Source organism: Bacillus sp. V5-8f (assembly GCF_002863565.1).
Lineage (GTDB): Bacteria > Bacillota > Bacilli > Bacillales > DSM-1321 > Peribacillus.
Map to the genome: position 1 here is coordinate 14,822 of NZ_PGUW01000018.1, position 23,488 is coordinate 38,309.

Annotated in this window: 21 protein-coding genes; 4 read left to right on the forward strand and 17 right to left on the reverse strand. The window is 41.1% G+C overall.

The features are described from left to right. Positions 1 to 179 precede the first annotated feature (179 nt). Both CUU64_RS16565 and CUU64_RS16570 read left to right on the forward strand, forming a co-directional pair. Positions 180 to 1,052 carry a YsnF/AvaK domain-containing protein gene (locus tag CUU64_RS16565; RefSeq protein WP_101634740.1) on the forward strand — a complete coding sequence of 291 codons (873 nt, stop codon included), beginning with the start codon at positions 180 to 182 and terminating at the stop codon, positions 1,050 to 1,052. Between the two features lie 62 nt (positions 1,053 to 1,114). Continuing rightward, complete coding sequence (locus CUU64_RS16570; protein WP_101634741.1) at positions 1,115 to 1,558, forward strand: hypothetical protein; 444 nt, start codon at positions 1,115 to 1,117, stop codon at positions 1,556 to 1,558. 305 nt (positions 1,559 to 1,863) lie between these two features. Here CUU64_RS16570 and CUU64_RS16575 read toward each other — a convergent pair whose 3' ends face one another. From CUU64_RS16575 to mbcS, 4 genes are all read right to left on the reverse strand, one after another. Next, complete coding sequence (locus tag CUU64_RS16575) at positions 1,864 to 3,177, reverse strand: ammonium transporter (RefSeq protein WP_101634742.1); 1,314 nt, start codon at positions 3,175 to 3,177, stop codon at positions 1,864 to 1,866. A 5-nt stretch (positions 3,178 to 3,182) separates the two neighbouring features. After that, complete coding sequence (locus CUU64_RS16580) at positions 3,183 to 3,542, reverse strand: P-II family nitrogen regulator (protein WP_101634743.1); 360 nt, start codon at positions 3,540 to 3,542, stop codon at positions 3,183 to 3,185. Positions 3,543 to 4,100: 558 nt separating this feature from the next. Next, complete coding sequence (locus tag CUU64_RS22140; protein ID WP_180954646.1) at positions 4,101 to 4,238, reverse strand: hypothetical protein; 138 nt, start codon at positions 4,236 to 4,238, stop codon at positions 4,101 to 4,103. After that, a complete protein-coding gene (gene mbcS, locus CUU64_RS16585) occupies positions 4,213 to 5,805 on the reverse strand; it encodes an acyl-CoA synthetase MbcS (RefSeq protein WP_101634744.1) in 1,593 nt (530 codons plus the stop codon). Before mbcS ends, CUU64_RS22140 begins: the two co-directional genes overlap by 26 nt. 534 nt (positions 5,806 to 6,339) lie before the next feature. On the opposite strand from mbcS, the gene CUU64_RS16590 reads away from it, so the two are divergent. Continuing rightward, a complete protein-coding gene (locus CUU64_RS16590) occupies positions 6,340 to 6,657 on the forward strand; it encodes an ABC transporter permease (RefSeq protein WP_101634745.1) in 318 nt (105 codons plus the stop codon). Positions 6,658 to 7,002: 345 nt separating this feature from the next. Here the strand turns inward: CUU64_RS16590 and CUU64_RS16595 are convergent, their stop codons facing one another. Beyond that, positions 7,003 to 7,776, reverse strand: a complete 774-nt coding sequence (locus tag CUU64_RS16595; protein WP_101634746.1) for a TerC family protein — start codon at positions 7,774 to 7,776, stop codon at positions 7,003 to 7,005. Between the two features lie 805 nt (positions 7,777 to 8,581). On the opposite strand from CUU64_RS16595, the gene CUU64_RS16600 reads away from it, so the two are divergent. Continuing rightward, a complete protein-coding gene (locus CUU64_RS16600) occupies positions 8,582 to 9,853 on the forward strand; it encodes an MFS transporter (RefSeq protein WP_101634858.1) in 1,272 nt (423 codons plus the stop codon). 405 nt (positions 9,854 to 10,258) lie between these two features. On the opposite strand, the gene CUU64_RS16605 is transcribed toward CUU64_RS16600, so the two are convergent. The 12 genes from CUU64_RS16605 to CUU64_RS16655 form a co-directional block, all read right to left on the reverse strand. After that, positions 10,259 to 10,459 (reverse strand): hypothetical protein, encoded by a 201-nt coding sequence (locus CUU64_RS16605; RefSeq protein ID WP_101634747.1) that lies wholly within the window; start codon positions 10,457 to 10,459, stop codon positions 10,259 to 10,261. 499 nt (positions 10,460 to 10,958) lie between these two features. Next, the gene (locus CUU64_RS16610; protein ID WP_101634748.1) at positions 10,959 to 11,405 is read right to left on the reverse strand and encodes a class I adenylate-forming enzyme family protein; all 447 of its coding nucleotides are present in this window, start codon (positions 11,403 to 11,405) and stop codon (positions 10,959 to 10,961) included. A gap of 14 nt (positions 11,406 to 11,419) precedes the next feature. After that, complete coding sequence (locus CUU64_RS22145; RefSeq protein WP_180954647.1) at positions 11,420 to 11,557, reverse strand: hypothetical protein; 138 nt, start codon at positions 11,555 to 11,557, stop codon at positions 11,420 to 11,422. A gap of 113 nt (positions 11,558 to 11,670) precedes the next feature. After that, positions 11,671 to 12,696: a dipeptidase gene (locus CUU64_RS16615; protein ID WP_101634750.1), complete on the reverse strand. Its 1,026-nt coding sequence runs from the start codon at positions 12,694 to 12,696 to the stop codon at positions 11,671 to 11,673. Between the two features lie 109 nt (positions 12,697 to 12,805). Beyond that, positions 12,806 to 14,386, reverse strand: a complete 1,581-nt coding sequence (locus tag CUU64_RS16620; RefSeq protein ID WP_101634752.1) for a hydantoinase/oxoprolinase N-terminal domain-containing protein — start codon at positions 14,384 to 14,386, stop codon at positions 12,806 to 12,808. After that, on the reverse strand, positions 14,383 to 15,480 hold the full coding sequence (locus CUU64_RS16625) for an S-methyl thiohydantoin desulfurase family protein (RefSeq protein WP_101634753.1): 1,098 nt from the start codon (positions 15,478 to 15,480) through the stop codon (positions 14,383 to 14,385). Before CUU64_RS16625 ends, CUU64_RS16620 begins: the two co-directional genes overlap by 4 nt. Before the next feature lie 29 nt (positions 15,481 to 15,509). Beyond that, positions 15,510 to 16,829 carry a purine-cytosine permease family protein gene (locus tag CUU64_RS16630; RefSeq protein ID WP_101634754.1) on the reverse strand — a complete coding sequence of 440 codons (1,320 nt, stop codon included), beginning with the start codon at positions 16,827 to 16,829 and terminating at the stop codon, positions 15,510 to 15,512. A 650-nt stretch (positions 16,830 to 17,479) separates the two neighbouring features. After that, the gene (locus tag CUU64_RS22370) at positions 17,480 to 17,635 is read right to left on the reverse strand and encodes a phosphate-starvation-inducible PsiE family protein (protein WP_219621879.1); all 156 of its coding nucleotides are present in this window, start codon (positions 17,633 to 17,635) and stop codon (positions 17,480 to 17,482) included. Positions 17,636 to 17,742: 107 nt separating this feature from the next. Next, complete coding sequence (locus tag CUU64_RS16640) at positions 17,743 to 18,738, reverse strand: zinc-dependent alcohol dehydrogenase family protein (protein WP_101634756.1); 996 nt, start codon at positions 18,736 to 18,738, stop codon at positions 17,743 to 17,745. A 108-nt stretch (positions 18,739 to 18,846) separates the two neighbouring features. Next, complete coding sequence (locus tag CUU64_RS16645; RefSeq protein ID WP_101634757.1) at positions 18,847 to 20,184, reverse strand: (Fe-S)-binding protein; 1,338 nt, start codon at positions 20,182 to 20,184, stop codon at positions 18,847 to 18,849. After that, complete coding sequence (gene glcD, locus CUU64_RS16650) at positions 20,181 to 21,593, reverse strand: glycolate oxidase subunit GlcD (RefSeq protein ID WP_101634758.1); 1,413 nt, start codon at positions 21,591 to 21,593, stop codon at positions 20,181 to 20,183. The genes CUU64_RS16645 and glcD overlap by 4 nt, the downstream gene beginning before the upstream one ends. 102 nt (positions 21,594 to 21,695) lie before the next feature. Beyond that, positions 21,696 to 23,390: an L-lactate permease gene (locus CUU64_RS16655; RefSeq protein ID WP_101634759.1), complete on the reverse strand. Its 1,695-nt coding sequence runs from the start codon at positions 23,388 to 23,390 to the stop codon at positions 21,696 to 21,698. Between the last annotated feature and the right edge of the window lie 98 nt (positions 23,391 to 23,488).

Genomic DNA, 23,488 nt, shown 5'->3' on the forward strand with positions numbered 1-23,488 from the left:
AAAACTCAAGCGTTATTATGTCCTTAGTCTATATTACAGTTCCATCAAAAACTTTAAACTATCCTCCTCTGTTTGTGGTTCATAATAAAAATACCTAAATTTCCCAACTTCTTGTTCGTTTATGGAAAATGGTCACGGGTATAGATTAGGCATACTGAACTTCTTAGGAGGGATACAAAATGGACAAAGCAATTTACGGAGTATACGAGACTAGCAGTGATGCTATCCAGGCGATCCATCAATTGAAGGCAGAAGGATACGAAGAAAATAATATTACGCTAATAGCAGACAGCGAGGAACGGCTGGACCTTGGAACCTATACCACAATGGATGTTAACACGGTTACCGCTGAATCGGACGATCATACCTTTATGGATAAAGTAGCGCACTTCTTCTCAGGTGATGATTACGATAGACTCGAAGATAAGCTTGCAGCGTCAGGATTAACTGAAGGTGAAACAGAAGAATATTTAGGGGATATTGAACAGGGAAGAATTTTGCTTATGCTGAACACTAATGCCACAACCAATTGGGCAGATGGAAGAGATACTTCTGTCCTGGGAGCTGACGTGTTAGCAGAGGACGAAGCATACCGCGGATCTGGAGAATTTCGTTCCCGCAATCAGCTGAATGCAGGTATTCAAGGAAAGGAAGACAATAATAATGAACGAACGCTGCAGCTGCGTGAAGAGCAGCTGGAAGTTGAAAAAGAGAGGGTACAGGCCGGAGAAGTAGTAGTCAATAAGGAAGTTACACAAGAGAAGCGGACCCTAAATGTACCAGTGGAGCATGAAGAAGTCTATGTGGAACGCAGAAAAGTTGATGGTGCCGAACAGCTGGATACTGGGTCAATCGGGAAAGATGAGACAATCAGAATTCCTGTTACAGAAGAAAAACTCAATGTTCAAAAGAAACCTGTCGTAACGGATGAAATCGTAATCGGAAAAGAGACAGTAACAGAAACCCAACAAGTATCCGATAGTGTAAAAAAAGAAGACGTTCATTTTAACAAACGAGGAAATGCACTCATCCACGATGAGGAAACCAGGTAAAGACATACTGGGCCTGTGTAAAAAGCATTATTGCTCTCACTATAATTAAGGAGGAATTTAATATGAATAATAAATTACTCGGTACCGTAGCCATTGGGACAGCTGCCTATCTAATGAAAAACAAAGAAGCACGCGATACAATGATGAATCAGTTGCAGAAGGTTACCAATATCAAATCGCAAAATGGATCAAAATCAAGGTCGGCGAGCCAGGCAACGGTTGATCCTGATTTATCGGTTCAGCCAAACGATAAAATGAGCGGCAAAACAAAAATGTTAGGAGCGCTAGCTGTAGGTGCTGCAGCGTACATGATGAGAAACCAGCAGGCCCGCCAGAAACTCAAGCAGATCACTACCATGGGTATTCCGGAGAAGATGGCTCAGAAAAAGAACCGGCAATCATTCTTGAAGGCAAACAAAAATATGCCTGGTCTATCCTTGCCTTCCCCTAAACAAACACAGCAAAAACGCACCTACGAAAGTACACTAATGCCGTCCTATATATAATTCACAGTTTGAGGTTTCTAAGATAAAACCATGAAAACCTGTGCGGGACATTCCGTACAGGTTTTGTGATGATATTACGGTATGTTATTTGTAAGTGATACATAGGAAAACCTATAAAGAGATCGATGTGTTTTTCAAAGACTTAAGTCTGGTTTCAATATTCTATGGGCAGTGTTCTGGGACACCCTACTATTCGTTTTATAGGCGAGCCATTAGAATATCTCATATTTTGTCCTTTATGGCCCTGATAACTACTATCTTTACATGACTAATCAAAGAATTAGCATAAAAGTATAAAAATACACTCAAACAACTTTGCTTTTCCTGTCTTTTGTCGTTGCAGGAGCGATGGAAATACCTGTTGTCTCTTCAAAGTCATACAAACTTGATGGCATATCGGAAAATCGTTCTAATTCATTATAGGCCGGTATTCCGTGGTAGGACATATCCAATCCTTCCTCTTCCTCACGTTCACTAGCTCGCAATCCTACTGTCTTTTCACATACCCTTGCTATAAATACGCCACCAATATATCCCCACATAACAACTACTGCTGCACCTAAGGCTTGTATTTTTAAAAGGGAGAAATCACCTGTTGTCAAAAGACCTTGATTGATATCAAATAATCCAACCGCAATGGTTCCGAACACTCCATTGAAGCCGTGAACTGCCACTGCTCCCACCGGATCATCTACTTTTAAGCGGTCTACCAAAACGGTTGCATACACAACAATGAAACCACTACTAACACCAATAATAATCGCACTCCACTGAGACACAAATGCACATCCAGCCGTGATGGACACTAGTCCAGCCAAAACCCCATTGATCGTCATACTCGGGTCTGCTTTTCCGAACTTTTTCATTGTAATAAAAAGTGCAGCAGACCCGCCACCTGCCGCTGCGAGCATCGTGTTGATTGCAATGGAAGCGAGAGCTGCATTAGAGGCATCTAATGTACTTCCTGCATTAAAGCCAAACCAGCCAAACCATAAAATAAATGCACCAGCAGATGCTAAAGGAATATTGCTAGGTGCAAACACATTGACGCTTCCATCTGAATTAAATCTGCCTTTTCGTGGCCCTAGCATTTTTGCCATCGCAAAGGCTGCAACTCCTCCCACCGCATGGATAGCAGCGGAACCGGCAAAATCCTTCATTCCCAATTTCGCCAACCAGCCATCACTATTCCAGATCCAGTGTCCTGAAAGCGGGTAAATAATAACGGAAATTAGGGCTGCTGTTAAAATATAAGCCTTAAAATTCATTCGTTCAGCTACTGCCCCTGAAACAATTGAAATACATGCTACTGCAAACCCCATTTGAAAGAGTACAAAGGCTTCACTAGGTATATCTATGGATAGGGAAATCTTTTCAGGACTCCCAAAAAGACTAGTACCGAATATGCCAAATGCACCATTTCCAAACATAATCCCAAAACCAATTAACCAAAACGCTAAAGCTCCAATCGTTAAATCGACAAAGATTTTCATGGTAACATTGACTGCATTTTTCGTTCTGACAAATCCAGATTCTAATAAACTAAATCCGCCTTCCATAAAAAGAACCATTGCTGCAGCTATTACGACCCATACAGTATTTAAGGATATCAGTTCCACGTTAGTTAACCCTCCCGATTTCGTAAATCATCAATATCATAGTCAGGTTTTCCTGTTCGAATGTTATACGCTTCAAAAATCGGATAAACGTAAACTTTACCGTCGCCATCTTCTCCCGTTTGGGCTGTATGAAAAATTCTCTGTATAGTTTGTTCCACCATGTGATCCGAGAGAATAATCTCCAGTTTTACTTTTGGATGCAGAGTCACTTTATAATTTTTCCCACGATAAACCCCTTGAGCGTCTTTCTGCTTCCCCCTTCCGACTACTTGGGATACGGTAAAACCTGTAATCCCTATATTCTTCAATTCTTTAATGGTTTCCGTCAGCTTTTCAGGTCTTATAATAGCTTCAATTTTTTTCATGTTAAACACCTTTTTATTTTATGTTAGGTTTCCTCACATGTTATGATAGTTATTATACTCAATAATACAAAAGTGTCAATTGTTTTTGTATTATTTTAATTTGTCAAAATATTACTTTGTTACTTCTGTATCAAGATGTAAATCAATCTAGTGGACGGTTCTCTTGCACCTCTCCTTGGGTTACACAAGAACAGTGCCTTGATCTCTTTAAGTTTTACCTCCCTCTTGATCACAGGTCCATTGAAATTCAGGATCCATTTCATAGCGATAACAGCATATGGTTCCTAATCTGTGGTTACACCTAAAAATTTTATTCGAACTTCCTTGCGCTTCTAGAGGACAGAAAAAATCCGCCTGGTTTTTTCCGGCGGATCTTTAGGGTTACACCTTTTAAAAAATAATTGTTAAAAATCATAGAAAAGCTGTAAGACAATACAACATAAAAAAATGTATAAACCTTTTCTGGTTACTCACGGGACCTTTGAACCATCTAAGCTTCAACTCGAGCCATAAGGAATTTTTTTACACTCAAATTTCTTAAAACAGCGCTCCTACTCGTCAGTTCTTTCCTGACCCAATCTTCTTTCCGATAGATTCAGGGTCAATGTTTTCAGCATGTAGCCCTCTACCTTCATAGCCCTCTTGCGATTTGATCTTTCGGATTGATCCCTTAATTTCCAGGGGCAATTGATTCATTCTCAAGACTCCTCAAAACGACACGTCTAATTTTTCCGGAATCAGTTTTTGGTAAATGCTCAACAAACTCAATCAGTCGAGGATATTTATATGGCGCAGTGATTTGCTTCACAAAATCCTGTAGTTCCTTAGTAAGTTCAGTGGAACCTTCTACTCCGTTTCGTAAAACGATAAAAGCCTTCACTACATTTCCCCTGATTTCATCAGGACTTGCGACAGCAGCACATTCTACTACCGCTGGATGTTTCATTAAGGCATCCTCAATTTCAAACGGTCCTATTGTATAACCGGAGCTGATAATGACATCGTCGCTTCTTCCCTGGAACCAATAAAAGCCTTCTTCATCTTTGCTGGCACGATCTCCTGTTAAAAAATACTCCCCTATATATGAACTGTTCGTTTTTTCGGGATCCTTGTAATACATCTTAAAGAGAGCAGGCAATTCTTTATGGATTGCTATATTGCCGATTTCTCCTGTTTTAACCGGAATGCCTTCATCATCAACAATTTCCACCGTTCCATTGATGATCGGTTTTCCCATTGATCCTATCCTGTGTTCGGCTCCTTGGAGTGTTCCTATTAACAGCGTACTTTCCGTTTGCCCATAACCATCTCTAATTTGAATGTTGAACGTGTTTTTAAATACATCGATTACTTCCCTATTGAGTGCTTCTCCAGCAGATACAGCACTTCTTAGATCGGAAAGATCGTATTGATGCAATCCTTCCGTTTTGACCATCATACGGTATTCAGTAGGCGTACAGCATAGTACATTAATTTTTTGCTCCTGCAGCAACATTAAGTATTTTTCAGCAGAAAATTTCCCTTGATAAACAAACCCAGTTGCACCAGAACCTAAAATAGATAGAAATGGTGTCCATACCCACTTTTGCCAGCCTGGCGCAGCGGTTGCCCACACCGTGTCATCTTCTCTAATAGTCAGCCATTCTTTAGCGGCTATACGGATATGGGCATAACCCCAGCTGTGTGTATGAGCCACACCTTTTGGATTTCCCGTCGTACCAGAAGTATAAGCCAAGAAAGCAAGATCATCGCGTGTAGTTGTAAGATGATTAAAATCTTCGGAAGCAGAATCCCTTACCTCATCAAGATTCATCCATCCTTCTTTTTCTCCGCCAAACGTCATTTTATAGTGAAGATATGGGAGTTCTCCATCAATAGCGTCGATCTCATTTGTAAAATCAGCATAAGATATAACTGCTTTAGCTTTAGAATGGTTTAGTCGATAAGCGATATCCTTAGCTCTCAGTAATTCTGAAGAAGGAATAATTACTAATCCCGCTTTTAAACACGCCATATAGATGATGTAAGAGTCAATTAAACGAGGGGTAACGATTAGTACCCGATCTCCCTTTTCTAAACCTAGCTTATATAAGCCATTAGCAAGCTTATTTGATTTTTTAATAAGCTGGTTATAAGTGATCGATTCAGTCAATCCATCATCATTTTTATATAGTAAAGCCAGTTTATCAGAGGCATGCTTTTCAATTTCTTGAGTAATATTATAGTTTTCTGGTGCAGTAAATTTCTTCTTATAATCGTACATTAGTAAAGGACCTCAATTCGTCTAAGTTTTTAATCTATGAACATTATATCTAGTTTTAGTACCTGATACTAATTTTATGAATACTTAATTTTATTACTTTTCAACGATTTTTTCAACTTACCTGCCCGTAGTCAGCTTCGGGTACATATAAGGTTTACATTCAGACGAAAACAAATAACAAGGGAAGCTGGAAGACAATTAAAACGATCACTGCAAAGAAAAACGGCACCACTAGGTTCGAATCACCAAAATTCTCCGATAATGATAGCTAACGATTAAAGTTGGTTAACCAAGGGACAAAAAAGAAAGTGAATTATACAATTATGTGGGCACCGATGGGATATGGCAAGTAAGATGGAGCACAACAAAGCATTGAAGTAATTTCAGCGCTTTTATTATACATTTTTTTCAACTAATCCTTTTAAAAGCTACCCAGAAACTCAATGTACCATTAAAAATAGCAATTACATATTTTGGAATAAATAGGTAAACTTATGATAATATTGAGATAATATTGTTCATAAGAGGTGTTACATGAACGGAGATGGGCTAATTTGGTTAATCCTGTTGTCAGTGCTTTTGTTTTCAAACACAGCATCAATACAATTGCACAAGAAAAATAAATTGCCTTTATGGGTAGGCGGTGTGGGTATTGCAATACTTGGACCAGTAATAGGGTTTATATCCGGCTCTATTTTTGTAAAGATGGCTCATAATGCAGGTGATACAGGAGAAGGAGCTGCACTGGGAGCTGCTTTTATAGGCTTGGTTATTTTAGGGAACGGTATTATCGTTTTCCTCATTGGTGTTATATTAGCAGTCGTTAAATTTACAAGAAAAAAAGAATCATAGACGTAGTAAATGTTAGCTTATGATTTTTGCAAAACAACCAATATACTCAGTATAACCATTTTTCTTATAAAGACTTATTGCTGCTGGTTGTTTATTTCCTGTTTCTAAGAGCAGGATTTCTGTGACAATTTCCAATTCATTGTATTCAATATCTGCACCTCCTTCCCCATACTACGGAACCATCTTCAGTAAAAAAGGTGCGTTAATCCTAGTTGGATCAACACACCTGATAATGAATGTAAATATTGAACTTTTTTAATTAGGAGGAAGGCCGATCGAGTTACCATCCAGTATGCTTCTATATGGTTATTACGGCGATACGTCCCCTTCCTCTTTTAACTCTTGTCAGGATTGTTGTCTCTGGGCTGACTTTTTGCCCGATGCAAACCATCCAATTATAGCCATTCCGACTAACACTAGATAGAAGGTCAGAGTCCAACCGGTACTGTGTGGAAAATGGGGATCTAAAATACCAATATCCTCGTGGGCAAGAGTAATGACAGCAAGTTTGACACCGACCCAGGCAACAATTGCGTATGCTGTTGTTTCCAACCCAGGACGTTTATCAAGAAGTTTCACAAACCAGGTTGCAGCATACTTAATTAAGATAAGGCCAGCAATACCTCCAAGAAGAACAACAATAAACTGTCCTCCATCCATGCCGCCGAAATCACCTAAGGGTGAATCTGGAAGACCAAGCGCAAGAGCAACCGCAGCAAGAATGGAATCAATTGCAAAAGCGAGGTCAGCTAAAGCAATCTTCCCTACTGTGGGCCAGAAACCTTTTCCAGCGGCCGCCTCTTTATCGTCCTTATGGATATCCTCATTTTTCTTCCCAAACCGCGCCTGTATGACATGCTTTAACCCTAAATAAAGAAGATAAGCGGCTCCTATCGCCTGTACCTGCCAGACGTTGGCAATATAAGAAATTGCAAAAAGTGCACCAAATCGAAAACCGAAAGCCATAAGGATTCCATAATTTATCGCTCTTTTTTTCTGATCTTCGGGCAAATGTTTCGCTATAACTGCTAGTACAAGGGCATTGTCAGCCGATAACAATCCTTCTAATGCAATTAAAATTAGTAAGGCCCAAGCATATTCCAGCCAGATTGATTCCATCCAACCGCTCTCCTTTCAAATTAAAAGTTATGTAATAGTTTCACTACAACTAGAATTGCCCTATAAGCCAGAAGTAATCCTAAGAATATGGCTAATTATTTAGACAGCAATTCCCCTAGATTTTATTTGCTTAAGCGAAAACCCAGGTTTTTAATTATGCTCCTTTCTAATCATGGTCTCCTCTCTTAAGAATTTACCATATACTTTTGTGAATACCTTTTCAAGATGGTTGCTAAACTTTTTATCATATCATTTTAGCTTCAAATAAATGTTTCCCGTTCAATTAGGAATGAAAAGCTTTAAAAAACAGCCTCCCTATCCCAATTGAAAACTCTATTAATTATAAGTGAATTGATTCAATTTTGTTTAAGGATCTAGTTGCTGATTGTTTTTTAAAATATACAGGACCCAAAATAATTCAGTATATTCACGTTTAAAAATGTATTTTATAAAACAAAAAAAGAGCATATCTGGGTTTTAGAGATGAAGGACAAAATCCGGGAACAAACTAGGGAAATATCCTTCATCGCCCATGTAATCTGAGCTGTTGTCTCCGCAATCATTGTGTGCCAAAATGTCACGACTGTTAAGATATAGCCGCTGCCCTTTCGACTGTATTAACACCTTCCTTTATCCTGGGAGAGTTGTGTGTGCCGTACTCTGCTCTAGGCTTGGATAAATGGCTGTTAAGATATGATACACTTATATTGAAAAAGGGCTCCACTTTTACGAGTAGTGTGTTCTAGCGCTGCTCTGTTTTTTTGTTCGGAACCGAATCGAGGATATAGGAGGGGAATGCACCATGATGAATAAACAGCAGGAAAGCAGTTATAGATGGGTAGTATTTAGCACCGTCTTATTTGCGTACTTTTTAATTGTTAGCCAAAGAACGGCTCCTGGTTTAATAACTGACCAACTGATGAAGGATTTTCAGGTATCGGCTTCTGTCATAGGACTGATGAGTGGCATTCAGTTTTTGGCTTATGCAGGATTACAAATTCCGGTTGGATTATTGTCTGACCGATATGGCCCATACCGATTCCTTATCATTGGCACACTTCTTAATGGGCTGGGAAGCGTTCTATATAGTCTTGCTCCCAATGAGTATCTATTGATTTTCTCCCGGTTATTAGTAGGATTGGGAGATTCGACTATTTTTGTTAATCTGGTATTGATTTTAAGCCTATGGTTTAAGGCTCAGGAATTTGTACGGTTGTTAGGTATCGTATCTCTGACGGCTAGCCTTGGTTCCTTAACCGCTACCGTTCCGTTCTCCATGTGGATATCTTTCGCCGGTTGGAGAATTCCATTCCTTAGCATCGCAATCATTTTAGTGGTAACTTCTTACCTTCTCTATACCGTTCTTATATCGAAACCAAAACAACTATTTACAGATGAGTTGAAAGCGAAAGAAAGTTCGTTTAAACACCGGGAACCTGTCTGGGCTATATTACGCCGGATTTTCACTTCCCGTCAGGCCTGGGCTACATTCCTTTGCCACTTTGGCGTGGTCGGCACCTACATAGGATTTATTGGCTCGTGGGGAGTTCCATATGGCATTCAGGTTTTTGGATTGTCGCGTCCAGAGGCAAGCCAGCTAATTATGTATGGTCTTTTTGGAGCAATCATTGGAGGGCCTTTGATCAGTTGGATTACAAGCCGGATGGATTCTATGAAACGAATCTATAGCCTGATCCATCTCATCGTGTTGTGCAGTTGGGTTGGATTGTTCTTTTTCGGCGTTAAACCGCCATTTATGACCGTGGTAATTTTGCTCTTTATCATAGGCTTTGGAAACGGGGCCAGCTCATTGACATTTGCAGTAGTACGGGAATCTTTCCCTATAGAGCAAGTAGGGGTTGTGTCTGGGTTTGCGAATATGGGTGGATTCTTAAGTGCGGTTTTACTGCCTGTCTTTTTCGGACATGTATTGGACCTATTCCCCCAACACTCTATAGAAAATGGCTATCACTATGCATTTATCATCCCTGTCCTGTTTTCTCTCATGGGGTTTTTAGGTGTCACTTTGATTAAAGAAGAAAAAAATCATGAACCAAAACTTTCAAGTGTTTCATAATACAACCAATAATGGCTTAAACAACAATGGATCGTAGAGGGTATACATTATTTATATCCTCTTTTTTATTTATCACCTTTTGCTAACCTGCCCTTTAATGATTAATTTCAGACTTTATATTTGCCTAGTTAAACTTGATAATTAAGTTACTTTTTTATTAAAGCTATATTGGGAAGGACTTAGCAGACAGTGTGAGAAACAGGCGGTGCAAGATTTCTTGATATGGTTCAGGGTTTGTTATAAGTCTGAACAAGCTTGAATTGTGAGAATGAAAAAGACTCCCCTTGCTAAAGTATATTGTGCTGTAAATAATCAAGTCCTCTCCCTTCATTTCGTTTATATTTGTGCTTCTTGGCCGATTAGTTCATTGTAAGTGGCATGATTTCAATACAGACTGGTTTTGATTTAAAAAATTCGACGTCTCCTTCTTCCGCTTATGAAAATGGCAGCAATGAAAGCGAACGAAAAAAACCTTCTTCTTCCAAAACCGTCACGCATAAACATTCCTCTTGGCGGGTCTACTCCCTCCATTACTCCTCGATGAACCCTACCATCACGCCCTACAACCTCAACCTGTCGACCTACATGTCTCATTAAATTCGGCACTCTAACTCCCCCCTTACCACACAGACTGCAGTTAAGTCCATATATGATTAGAAGAATTTTTGGACATGTACTGCGTAATATATCATATACGTATTTTTGGGGAATGAAACGGCCATTTATCCAGCTTGTATCAATAATTCATACTTTGAAAAGGACATTTGGTATATAAAAATTGCTTTTAAATTACCGATTTGCCATGTAGTTGCTTCCAATAACTACAACAGTTAAAAAGCCGGACAGTCCCGCGACTTAAGGTTTCTTGTGGCAGGAAGCTTAGTCGGTGTGCACTACTTCACGATTCGGAAGGCAAAGCGAAAAACAAACAAATTAAGAGCAGCCGTTATGGCTGCTCCTCGCATTTATCATTTATTCTTTTGTTTTCGGCTCGTTTGTATGGAAGTGTTAGACGAATATGCCTTACCTACAAAAAGCTCAACCGTTCTTTAGATTAGCCGGTATTTTGAGAATCCAATAGACAATACCTCTCTTTTTTAAAAAGTTAATTAAATTGCCTACCCAAAGTGTCCCAAAATTCCTTGCGAAGCTGTTTTTTATCAATTTTTCCATATGGTGTCACAGGAAAAGACGAGCGAAATTCAACATACTTTGGCCGTTTATACTTTGCCAGGTTTTGATTGCAAAAATTTAAAATATCCTCTTTATCGACGTTTTCGTGTATAGGAATGATAAGCGCTAATACGGCCTCGCCCCAGTCCTCGTGTGGTACACCGATGACAGCTACCTGGCTGACATCCTGATGTTTTTGCAGGGCATTTTCAACTTCGGTGGTATACACATTAAGGCCGCCGCTGATGATCATATCTTTCTTCCTGTCTAAAAGATAAACATATCCCTCTTCGTCAATCCTTCCTATATCTCCGGTATGGAGCCAGCCATTTACTACGGTCTCAGCTGTTTTATCCGGAAGGCGGTAATATTCATTCATTACATAGGGGGACTTTACAACAATTTCCCCTTCTTCACCGGCTTTTCCAGTCCATTATGGTCGATCACTTTAACAGCACACATAGATACCGGCTTTCCACAGCTTTTTAATCTATGAATCTTTTCCGCTTTGGTTAAAGTCTTGTTTACCATATATCACATCTCCTGTTTTAGGATGTGATTTATGAAAGTAATTATCCAAAAGCAATTTGAAATATATAAAGATTGACCAACGTTGATAATCAATTCATCTGTAAGGTGGATATCTATTTAAAAATTGTTAAAAAGTTAGTGCCCAATATCTTTACCAACTCATCTTCAGAATACCCTCTGTTCAGCAGGCCTTCTATTAATTTTGGTATGCTTTCATGCCCTTTAATTACATCAAAAGGTTTGCGGGGCATACTTGCTATATCCTCAGCTGACACATACTTAAAAAACTCATCGCATAAGTCCAAGCCAAGACCTACATGGTCAATCCCTACTAATTGCACGATATGATCAATATGATCTATATATTTTTCCAGGTTACTATTTTCATCGTCATTGGATATTATGATGCTTACAGCGTTTACACCAATTACGCCACCTTTGGATGCAATTGCTTTCATTTGTTCATCTGTTAAATTCCGCATTGTATTTGCCAATACACGTGAGTTCGAATGGGAAGCAATGATTGGTTTCTTTGAAATCTCCATAACGTCCCAAAATCCTTCATCATTCAAATGGGTAACATCAATCGTCATTCCCAGCTTTTCGGACGCTTTAATTAACTGGACACCGAAATCTGTGATTCCCCCCTTTTTTCCTTCGGGAACCGGGTTAAAATGGCTACCGTCCCCCACAGCATTTCTCCTGCTCCATACTAATCCAACGTTCCTTACTCCCAATTCATAAAATATGGTTAAAAGGCTTAAATCGTTTCCGATTGGTTCCACACCCTCAAGCGATAGCAGAAAACCAATTTTTCCTCTTTTTTGCGCAAGGATCATATCTTCGCCGTCTTTACAAATCATTAATTTATCGGGCGATTCTCTAACTTCTTCATATAGGGCGGCCACCTGGTTAAGTGCTTTTTGTAGAGCCATCTGTGGGACGAAGCTGCTGTCAATAAAAATCGCCACTATAATAATGTTGACTCCTCCTTGTTCAAAACGGGGAAGGTAGTCAGTTTCAATAACTTGTTTTCTTCCTCTTTCTCGTTGAATGGACACATCCATCAATAAATCGAAATGTGCGTCAATGATCAAGGCTTTTTTCTTAATAGATTCTAAATAAGAATGATCGATCATTACATGGCCTCCAGTTTTGTTAGAGAGTACATACCGTTTTACTTCGATATGAAAATAAAAGCCCTAGTTCAATCACTAGAGCTTTTACCAATTTACTAGATAAAAATTTTTAAATAGTTTCTTTCACTTTAAATTGTGATAGTTCACCTGCGGCTTTTACACGGATCCTTGTTGCATTCCCTGGCAGATAGGCAAGCGGTACATCTTCAATATCGACAATTACAAGATTGTCGGGGTCGGCTCCTGCTTTTATCGCTTCCTCTTTCGCCTCATCCTTTGCCATTTCTAATGCTGTGTCCCGGCCAAATTCATCCAGCTTATAAATCCGCTCAACCTGGCCGCTTACCTGTGAAATGGCTGCCCCGATTGCATTTGCTACACCAGAATGGCGAGGACGAATAACCTCCGATGCTCCTTTTAATTGTTCCGGCAGTAAAATGCTTCCTCCGCCAACAAGAATGACAGGAACATCTTCCGCGCTTGTTTTCATCTTGTCAATGGCTTCTTCCACCATTTCAACCATTTTCACATACACTTTATTTAACAAGTCTTTATCAAGATGGGAAACCTTAGAAGATTCGCCCAGGTTTACTTTTCCAAGTGCCACCGCAACATCTGTCGTGGTCAATGTATCTCCACCAAAAATCAAGGCTTTTTCCGGTAGACGGTAGCCAACACTGTCAGGCCCTATTGTGAAATCACCATTTTCCTGAATCCGGACGATTGTACCACCGCCAAGACCAATTGAAATTAAATCTGGCATACGGAAATTCGTTCTGGCACCGCCAATTTCTACCGCTAAGGAGGACTCCCTAGGGAAAGATTGAATTAACACACCCACATCAGATGTTGTTCCGCCGACGTCTACAACAATTGCATTTGAACTCTTAGTGAGGTAGGAGGCGCCACGTAAGGAATTCGTCGGACCGCACGCGATCGTAAAAATCGGATATTTCACGGCATATTCTACTGACATTAAAGTCCCGTCATTTTGTCCAAAAAATACCCTTGCATTTATGCCTTCATTATTTAATGCTTGGATGAATCCGTCTGCAGCTGTTTTTGCTACGTTAACTACGGCTGCATTAATAATGGTGGCATTTTCTCTTTCAAGCAGTCCTACTGAACCAATTTCAGAAGAAAGAGAAACAGCAACATTTTCGCCTAGCACTTCCCTGATAATTTCACTCGCCCTAGTTTCATGTGCTTGCGATACAGGAGAAAAAACCGAAGTAATCGCAACAGAATCTACTTTCCCCTTGATTTCTTCAGCAATTTGATACAGATGCTCCTCATCCAAAGAAACAATTTCCCTGCCGTTAAATTCATGACCGCCGCGTACAAGGTAAATATGCGTTCCAAGGGCTTCTCTAAGGTCATCTGGTACACCGACGAGAGGTTTGACGGCTGTAGTAGCAGGAGCTCCAATACGGATTGCTGCTATATTGTTCAGTCTTTTTCTTTCAACAATTGCATTTGTACAATGTGTGGTCCCAAGCATGGCATACTTAATTTGTTCTCTTGGAACACTGGCATCTCCAATGATTTTCTTCATCGCCGTATATATGCCTGTTGCCACATCTTCCGTTGTAGGTGATTTTGTTTCTGAAATCACCTGGTTGTTTTCATCTAATAAAACTGCATCTGTATGGGTACCGCCAACGTCTATACCAATTCTGTATATGCTCATTTTACTGTCTCTCCTTTTTTCACAAGTTCTTCTACAGGCACATATTCAACGTCGTATCCAAAATACTTCGGCCCTACCGTTTCAATTCCTTTCTCAGTTCTCCACTTCGGATGGCAAGGAATGCCGACTACTACACATCTCGCACCGTAACGAATACCTTCAGTTGTGATTGGTAGTCCTGTTTCTGCATCAAGGACAGCGATTAAGTCCGGAGTAACGCACAGAAGACGCTGTTCTGTTTGAGCAAGTAAATGTTCATTCTGGAAGCTGACTTCGAGCGTTTCTCCTTTAAATTCATTGATACCTTCAAATGTTGCAACCCCCCTGGCAAAACCAGTCTCTGTTTTACGGTTGATATCGGCAACTTTTCCACGGAACAACTCAAATCCGCCGACAATTTTCATAGCTTCTTTAATAGGATCAGCGTTATTTTGCTTAGCAAGTCTGATTGCTTTACCTAATTCTTCCTCAACCTTAAGGATTCCGCTGATACCGCTATCTTTTAAATTTTTTCCGGTCATTGGATAAATGGCAGTCATAACAGTTCCGCCCATTTCGATTGTTGCAGCCCTGGCAATACGTTCTGTCCATACATTATTGATTGTTGAGATAACCGATGTATTACCCTTCTCATCAGCAATAACCATTGGCGTTGCTGAAATGCCATCAAGGTAAAAGGTAACCATTTGCAATTCAGGGAACGCTCGGCCCATTCCGTCTACATCAACAACAGGCAAACCAAGCCTAGCAGCCAGTGCCAAAGGAAGCATTGAATTTAAACCCCCTGCTTCAATTGGCATTGTAGCGAAAATTTCTTTGCCCAAATAAGATTCAAGGTTTTTGAAAGCGGTGATTGCTTCCTCGCCACTTGGCGCCTTTTCCAACATTACAGTAGGGGCTCCCATCATTGCGGATGGAACAACCACTGCATCATCCGGTACTTCGTCTACATTCAATAAGGTAATTTCTCCGTATTCTTCAATTGCCTGCAGTGCCATTAGCTTCCCTATATAAGGATCTCCTCCCCCACCTGTTCCAAGTAACGCTGCACCTACAGCAATATCTTCAATTTCCTGTTTCCCTAATTTTCTCATTTTAAAAAAACCTCCAATTTTCCAAAAATTTATAATGTAATTTTTTCTTCAGCCACTTCATTTTTCCTGATTGCTTTCATACACATCATGCCTAAATAGTAAGCTAGTCCACTAATCAATAATGAAGTAAGGGAAGGGATGCCTACTGAGATGAAATAACCACCCGCAAATCCCGCTGCCCATGCAACTATAGTAACTGGGTTTAATTTTTCAGGCTCACCAGGCAACTCACCTTTCTCACGGCTTTCATCCAGTGCTTTGCGATGTGTTTTCAAAATAAAGTAATCAACGACCATTATACCGGCAATAGGAGGAATCATGACTCCCAGTAAAATCAGGAAGTCAACGAATTTATCGAGGATCCCAAGAATCGAAAGCGTTGTTCCGATGATCCCGATGATAAGCGTGACAATCCCGCGATTAACTTTAACCTTGAATATTGAGTCAATGATATTCGTAAAGCTAAGGGAAGAAGAATATAAATTTATATTGTTTACCTTCACTGTAGAGAAAATTACGACTGCTGCACCCAGCCATCCGGATGTTTGAAGCATGATGCTGACGACATCGCTCGTTTGTGCAGCATGCGCCATCAATACCGCAATCAAGTTAATACCCAGTTCACCTACGAAAATCCCCACAATAGTCATCCAAAATACGTCTTTGCCGTTCTTATTGTATCGGCTGAAGTCAGGAGTGATGATGGCACCGATCATGAACGATCCGGCAACCATTGTTGCAGCGACTCCCATTGATAACGCTTCTCCAGGAGCAGGAGTGCCCATTAAACGAAAAATCGAATGGTCGGAAAGTACGTCATAGATTCCGAAAGCTACCACAAATAGAAAAGCTGGAACTGCAATTTTTGCTGTTGCGCTTAATATCTTGAATCCAAAAATCACCAGTACTGTTACTGCTAAACCAGTAATTGTAGCTGCAAGCATAAAGCCTAACTTCCCGTCAGTTGCCTCTACAAGACCATTCGCAAAAACAGAGTTTTGTACTCCAAACCAGCCTATCAGGCAGATGGCCATGACACCACTTATTATACTTGAGCCATACCTGCCAAAGCCTGCCCATCGTGATAATAAGCTCGTAGAAAGACCTTCACGTGCGCCTGCAAGCCCCAGCAGTAAACTAACAACTTGTAAAACCAAACTTCCCAGCATCGTAGCCCAAAACGCCTGCCAGAATGTCATGCCATAACCAAGTGCAGCACCGAGCATAAATTGCGATAGTGTAGCGAATCCTCCCAACCTTATGATCAGAATATCCCTCATCGGCAAGCGTGCTGATAGCGGCACCCTTGATAACGAGTAATCATCTGCAATAGTAGAATTATTTCCCATTATGTATTTCATCCCCTTTTTTCTTTCTCAAATACCTTTAATCTTCATTGATTTTTAGTCATACTAGATGGCAGCGGATATCTAAGGCATTCCATTTTCGTTGACCTGGTAATGGTGGTAAAAAATAAATGATTTCTTTAATCTTTCGGTAGATTCATCTTTAATAACAGGCAGCAGCACAACCTTAATTTCTCTGTTTCAACTTACCCAGTGTCAAAACGCGGTGCTTTCAGCTGGAAGAATGGACGCCTCCGAATACACGCCCAAAATGCCTATTCTTAATCTTGTCTTTCTCCTTTCTGTATAACTACTTTGATATTTCTGAAAAGTTTTACTATTTTTCTTATATAATATTTTTCTTATATAATATTTTTGTCATAATAATAGTTACGACTAGTCTGAATAATAAAACTTATTTTTATATAATAAAACCATTTGGGCAAAAATACAATAAAAACATGATCACCGGAATGAAACAGGGACTTCCAGGAATGGACCTAGTCATTTTCCCGGAATACAGTACACACGGTATTATGTATGACTAAAAGGATGTCCAGTTTTTTCATCCTGCTTGTAGGCTACTTCGTTCTGATCAGTCCATAGTGCGGCCGTTAAAAAATACAGGCCACATAAAGCTTATGTATTTTAATTTACATGTCTCTTTTCAGTATTTTAGAAGATGAAATTTCTAAAAAATAAGCAATCATTAAAACTAATATCACAAGAGATAAAATAAAGTTATCCATGGGATCATCACGGTTTATTATAATAAAACGTAATGTCGCTCTTATACCGGAGTATCTAATCGGAAAATGGTACCCTTCTCTAAGTAACTAACATTCTATTAAAAGAAAAAGCGCCATAATCTATGACAGATCATGGCGCTTCATTCATGAGCAAACATTTTTCTAATTTACCAATTATTGCTTAAAACGATTTTCCCGACTGCCTTCCCAGACTCCAGGTATTTGTGGGCTTCTGAGGCTTCATCGAATGTAAAAACCGTAGAATCAATAAGCGGACGAAGCTTACCTTCCTCAACTACCTGGGAGACCTTTCTCAGGATCTCTCCATGAAGTTTCCGTTCACCCTCATTTATTATCCTTAATAACATGAAGGTAACATGGAGAGAAAGCCCCTTTGCATGAAGCGGGGAAAGATCATGCGTCGATCTCGCAGCAATGGCTAAAACTGTTCCATGCACCGCTGCGGCTTCAAAAGAACGATTGAGGTTTTCCCCCCCTACCGTGTCAAACACGATTTCAAAGCCTTTTCCGTTTGTATACTTTTCAACATACTCCTGCACAGTTTCTTCACGATAATTAATTGCTTTATCTGCTCCCAGACGTGTCGCAATCTCGAGCTTTTCTAGAGATGAAGCTGTTGTATAGACATTCGCTCCTGCCCATTTTGCCAGTTGGACCGCTACATGTCCTACACCGCCGGTAGCCGCATGAACAAGTATATCTTGTCCAGCTTTAAGTTTTGCTCTCTCAAAAAGCGCTTCCCAGGCAGTGATACTGACTAACGGCAAGGCGGCGGCTTCTTCCATCGTTAATTTTTCCGGTTTTGGTGCAAGCAAACGGGCATCCGCCAGCATAAACTCAGCAAGCGCTCCGCCGGTTCCTCTAAATCCGCCAGCGCAGCCAAACACTTCATCACCAGGCTTAAACTCGGTAACACCTTCGCCTACTTCTTCAACAATACCTGCGACGTCCCCATGTATTACTGCCGGAAATTCAGGTGCCACTGCGGGAACTGCTCCGCTGCGGACTTTCGTATCAATAGGATTTACACTGGTTGCCTTCACATGAATAAGGACATGTCCCGGTTTAATTTCAGGCTTTGAAATCTCTTGTAATTCAAAAACGGAAGGTTCACCAAACGATTGAATAATTTGCGCTTTCATTCTATCCACTCCTTTCTTATTTTACTTTACTAGAATATTTGGACTGTTCACAATCATTACACTTATTCCGCTCGTATTAAATATTTTTTCTAATGCGCGGGTACATTCCTAAACCACCGCTGGCTCTTTCACAGCCTCCATTAGCAGGTCAACAATATGAACTCCTCTCATGGTAGAAGAGAGACCTTCCCGTTCAATGCCCAGTTTCACTTGAAGCAGGCAACCTGGATTGGCTGTCACAATTGTGGTAGCATGAGTGGCCTTTGCCATTTCCATCTTAGAGTCGAGTATTTTCATCGACATTTCAGATTCGATAATATTGTAAATTCCAGCAGAGCCGCAGCAACGGTCTGCATTTTTCATTTCTCTGAATTCTACACCCTTGATTGCCTGAATCAGCAGCCGTGGCGCAGATGATGTTTTCATTACATTTCTTAAGTGACAGGAGTCCTGATAAGTAATGACCTGTTGAGGAAGTTCAAGTTTTACCTTTTCATGAAATTTTGTAGCCACAAGGACTTCTGAAATGTCCTTTATTTTTTCTTTAAAAGCAATGGCACGCTCTTTCCAGATAGGATCATCTTTTAGCAGGTGGTCATAATCAACCAAGAACGCTCCGCATCCTCCGGCATTTGTAATAATGAAGTCAACATCTAAGTCATCGAACGCTCTTATATTCCTTTTGGCTAGCTCTTTTGCACTCTGCTTTTCCCCACTGTGTCCATGGAGAGCGCCGCAGCATGCCTGATCCTTTGGTATCACAATTTCACAGCCAGCCAGCTGAAGAAGCTTCATCGTTGCATTATTGGTTTCAAGGAAAACGGTATCCATCAGGCAGCCGCTGAAGAAAGCCACCCTGCTGGTTTGTTTTCCTATAGATGGCAAATGCTCAGGACGGTTATTCATTTCCTTTCTGGTCGGAACCTTAGGCAGGACTTTTTCCATTGCAGCAAGGTTATCTGGAAGAAGCTTCATTACTCCGGTCCTTCTTGCCACTGTCTGCAGGCCAGATCGCTGGTACAATCCGAGCATTCCTGTCAGGCCTTTCATCCGGTTTTGATGTGGAAATAATCCATCAAATACGGCCTTCCTTACTATTTTTTCCGGCAATGAATGCTTTTTGTTTTGGTTAACGATGTCCCTTGCTTCCTCCAGTAGATGTCCGTAATTTACACCTGAAGGACAAACAGGTTCACAAGCCCGGCATCCAAGGCACAGATCCAGGGATCTTTCGAAGTCCTCATCCGGTTCTATAAGACCGTCCACCACTGCCTTCATTAAGGCGATTCTGCCACGCGGTGAATGAGATTCCTTATAACCTGATTCAATATACGTAGGACAGGAAGGCAAGCAAAACCCGCATCTCATACAATTTAACAGTTCATCTTTATCCATTCGCTCACTGAATTCTGTTTGTATCTTTTGCTGTTCTTGTAATGTTGTCATTTTGCGACCACCACCCGTTTTCTGCTTTCCTCCGCGAATACCTTTCCAGGGTTCATGATGTTGTTAGGGTCCAGGGCATTTTTCACTGCCTTCATCGCTGCAATGCCAGCCTCTCCAAGCTTCCATTCCAGATAAGGTGCTTTCATCACACCGACTCCATGCTCACCGGTAATGGTACCTCCAAGTTCAATCGCCTTTTCAAAAATTTCGGCAAATGCTTTCTCGACGCGTTCCATTTCCTCATGGTTCCGGGCATCTGTTGGGCAGGTCGGATGGAGGTTACCGTCCCCGGCATGTCCGAATGTACAAATATCCAGCTGGTATTTAGCAGCAATTTCATTAATTGCATTCACCATTTTCGCAATTTCGGACCTTGGTACGGTCGCGTCCTCCAAAATGGTCGTCGGCTTTAAACGTGCAAGGGCGGACAAAGCGGTACGGCGGGCTGTCCTTAAAGCCTCTGCCTCTGCCTCAGACTGGGCAATTTGAACGGAAACTGCATTTTCCTGCCTGCAAATTTCCGAAATTAAGGCGATATCGCGTTCCACCACTTCGGGAGGGCCATCCTGTTCGATTAGCAAAACGGCTTTCGCTTCTGTTGGCAATCCGATACGGGCATAGTCTTCCACTACCCTCAATGTTGGCTGATCAAGAAATTCAAGGGTAGCTGGGATAATTTTATTGGCAATAATTTTGGAAACAGATTTCGCTGCCGCTTCCAGGTCTTGATATAAAGCAAGCATTGTTTTTTTCGTTTCAGGAATAGGAATGAGCTTTAAGGTCGCCTCGGTAACGATTCCAAGCGTCCCTTCTGAACCAACGTAGAGACGGGTAAAATCATAGCCAGCTACATCCTTTGCAAGCTTTCCGCCTGTGCGGATGACTTCCCCATTCGGAAGGACAATCTCAAGTGCGAGTACATAGTCCCGTGTTACACCATACTTCAAACCGCGCAGCCCGCCTGAATTTTCATTAATGTTTCCGCCAATCGTGGAAATTTTCATAGAACCAGGATCTGGCGGGTAAAACAAGCCTTTCGCTTCGGCAGCAGTAATGACATCAAATGTGATAACCCCGGGCTGGACGGTTATCGTTAAATTTTCTTCATCGAGTTCAAGAATTTTGTTCATATGCTTAAACAGAAGGACGATCCCGCCTTCGAGCGGACAGGTACCTCCACAAAGGTTGGTACCCGATCCCCGCGGCACAATAGGAACTCCGTGCTCATTACAAACCTTGACGATTTCCGCTACCTCCGCCGTATTTCTAGGGCTGATGACGGCATCCGGAAGCGCCTGAAAATTCGGAGTGGAGTCGTACGAATATACGAGACGCCCTGTTTTTGAATCATCGAAGTTTTCGTTCGTTACAATAGCAATCATTTTTTCCTTTACTATGTTTGTTAGCAATACTCTTCACTCATTTCTAATTACTTTTTGCACTGACAGCTATCCTATTGGACAACAGATAAGAAATTAATAATCTATGAATCTAGATAAACCTGTCCTATGTTAAGGAATCATCCAAGAGAAAACTGTGTTTTGCAGGAACGTGATGATTCCTACCAAAGTGACAAGGAAAAGACTATGCTTAATTGTGAAGCGGAATAAATCCGACTCTTTTCCTGCAAGTCCTACAGCCGCACACGCCACTGCAATGGATTGCGGAGAAATCATTTTTCCGGCTACGCCTCCTGAGGAGTTGGCCGCCACTGCAAGAACTGGATCCATCCCAATTGATGTTGCCGTAATCTTTTGTAAGTTTCCGAATAAAAGGTTGGCGGATGTATCTGATCCTGTAATGAAAACACCGAGCCAGCCGAGGAATGGAGAAAAGAACGGGAACAGAATCGCTCCGGTTTTCGCCAACGTCATTCCAAGCGTTGTACTCATTCCTGATGAGTTCGTAACATAGGCAAAACCAACTACAGAACCGATTGTAAGAATTGGATACTTTAATTCGTTTAGAGTCTCCCCAAATGTGATTACCCAATCTTTCCAGGAAATTCCTACGATGAACTTAGTGATGATTGTTGCGATCAAGATAGCCGTTCCGGCAGCACCAAGTATTTCTAGTTTGTAAATAGCTGCAATAGGGTCACCCGCAGAATTAAATACTTTATTATTCAGGAACGGGACCTCCGGAGCGAATGTAAGTGCATGTCCAACTGAGTTGATCGCTGTTAAAATCGCATTTGTACCTTCATAATGCCCTGTCAAAGCCAATTTAAGTGTCGGAATTCCCCATAGTGAAATGGCTCCTGTAAGTACAAGAAATGGAGACCAGGCTTTGAAAATTTCTCCACCAGTATGGTGATGCTGTTTGCTTGTTACAGAACCCACAGCCACAGTTGCAGCCATTTCCTGTTCAGCCGGGAAACGATAGATGGTTTTCGGCTTCCAGAATTTAAGGAAAATAACCATTGCGAAAAGGGATACAAGCGCAGATAAAACGTCCGGAAGTTCAGGCCCTATGAAGTTGGAAGATAGATACTGTGTAAGGGCAAAAGAAACTCCTGAAACAAGAATAGCCGGCATGATTTCCAGTGCTTTTTTAAAGCCCGCCATGATTACGATTAAATAGAATGGTATAAATACAGAAAGAAATGGAAGCTGGCGCCCGACCATCTTTGAAATTTCCATTGCCGGGATTCCTGTTGGCCCCTCTACTGCTATGATCGGTATACCGATTGCACCGAATGCAACAGGTGCAGTATTAGCGATCAGGCAAAGCCCCGCAGCATATAACGGATTGAAACCGAGACCAACCAAAAGCGCAGCGGAAATGGCAACCGGGGCACCGAATCCAGCTGCTCCTTCCAGGAATGCCCCAAATGAAAACGCAATCAATAATGCTTGGATACGACGGTCTTCTGTTATGGATAACACAGAGTTACGGATAATGTCGAACTGCCCCGTTTTCACGGTTAACTTATATAAAAACACAGAAGTAATAATGATCCAGCCAATTGGCAATATACCGTAAACGGCACCTTGTGTAGCCGACATAACCGCCATCCCTGCTGGCATTTTAAACGCCAGTACGGCCACCAGCAAGGCGACACCAAGAGTGGTAAGACCGGCAATATGACCCTTCATGCGTTTGATTGCCATGGCCCAAAAGAAATACAAAATAGGAATCAAAGCAACAATTGCGGAGAGAGCCAGGTTGTCTCCTACCGCTGTAAAATTTTGATGAAATGACATGAATGTTCCCCCTTTGATTGACTGATTAAATTGCTCCCAACATAACTCTAAATGGCAACCCACTCAAACAGTAATCGCTTACAAAAAGAAGTAAGGTC

Excerpts from the sequence above, each read along its gene's own strand:
- CUU64_RS22140 (WP_180954646.1), bottom strand. The coding sequence starts at position 4,238 with ATGAATCAATTGCCCCTGGAAATTAAGGGATCAATCCGAAAGATCAAA.
- CUU64_RS16590 (WP_101634745.1), top strand. The coding sequence starts at position 6,340 with ATGAACGGAGATGGGCTAATTTGGTTAATCCTGTTGTCAGTGCTTTTG.
- CUU64_RS16640 (WP_101634756.1), bottom strand. The coding sequence starts at position 18,738 with ATGAAAGCGCAAATTATTCAATCGTTTGGTGAACCTTCCGTTTTTGAA.
- CUU64_RS16570 (WP_101634741.1), top strand. The coding sequence starts at position 1,115 with ATGAATAATAAATTACTCGGTACCGTAGCCATTGGGACAGCTGCCTAT.
- CUU64_RS16600 (WP_101634858.1), top strand. The coding sequence starts at position 8,582 with ATGAATAAACAGCAGGAAAGCAGTTATAGATGGGTAGTATTTAGCACC.
- mbcS (WP_101634744.1), bottom strand. The coding sequence starts at position 5,805 with ATGTACGATTATAAGAAGAAATTTACTGCACCAGAAAACTATAATATT.
- CUU64_RS16595 (WP_101634746.1), bottom strand. The coding sequence starts at position 7,776 with ATGGAATCAATCTGGCTGGAATATGCTTGGGCCTTACTAATTTTAATT.
- CUU64_RS22145 (WP_180954647.1), bottom strand. The coding sequence starts at position 11,557 with ATGGTAAACAAGACTTTAACCAAAGCGGAAAAGATTCATAGATTAAAA.
- CUU64_RS16615 (WP_101634750.1), bottom strand. The coding sequence starts at position 12,696 with ATGATCGATCATTCTTATTTAGAATCTATTAAGAAAAAAGCCTTGATC.
- CUU64_RS16630 (WP_101634754.1), bottom strand. The coding sequence starts at position 16,829 with ATGGGAAATAATTCTACTATTGCAGATGATTACTCGTTATCAAGGGTG.
- CUU64_RS16580 (WP_101634743.1), bottom strand. The coding sequence starts at position 3,542 with ATGAAAAAAATTGAAGCTATTATAAGACCTGAAAAGCTGACGGAAACC.
- CUU64_RS16655 (WP_101634759.1), bottom strand. The coding sequence starts at position 23,390 with ATGTCATTTCATCAAAATTTTACAGCGGTAGGAGACAACCTGGCTCTC.
- CUU64_RS16620 (WP_101634752.1), bottom strand. The coding sequence starts at position 14,386 with ATGAGCATATACAGAATTGGTATAGACGTTGGCGGTACCCATACAGAT.
- CUU64_RS16625 (WP_101634753.1), bottom strand. The coding sequence starts at position 15,480 with ATGAGAAAATTAGGGAAACAGGAAATTGAAGATATTGCTGTAGGTGCA.
- CUU64_RS16610 (WP_101634748.1), bottom strand. The coding sequence starts at position 11,405 with ATGAATGAATATTACCGCCTTCCGGATAAAACAGCTGAGACCGTAGTA.
- CUU64_RS16565 (WP_101634740.1), top strand. The coding sequence starts at position 180 with ATGGACAAAGCAATTTACGGAGTATACGAGACTAGCAGTGATGCTATC.
- CUU64_RS16645 (WP_101634757.1), bottom strand. The coding sequence starts at position 20,184 with ATGACAACATTACAAGAACAGCAAAAGATACAAACAGAATTCAGTGAG.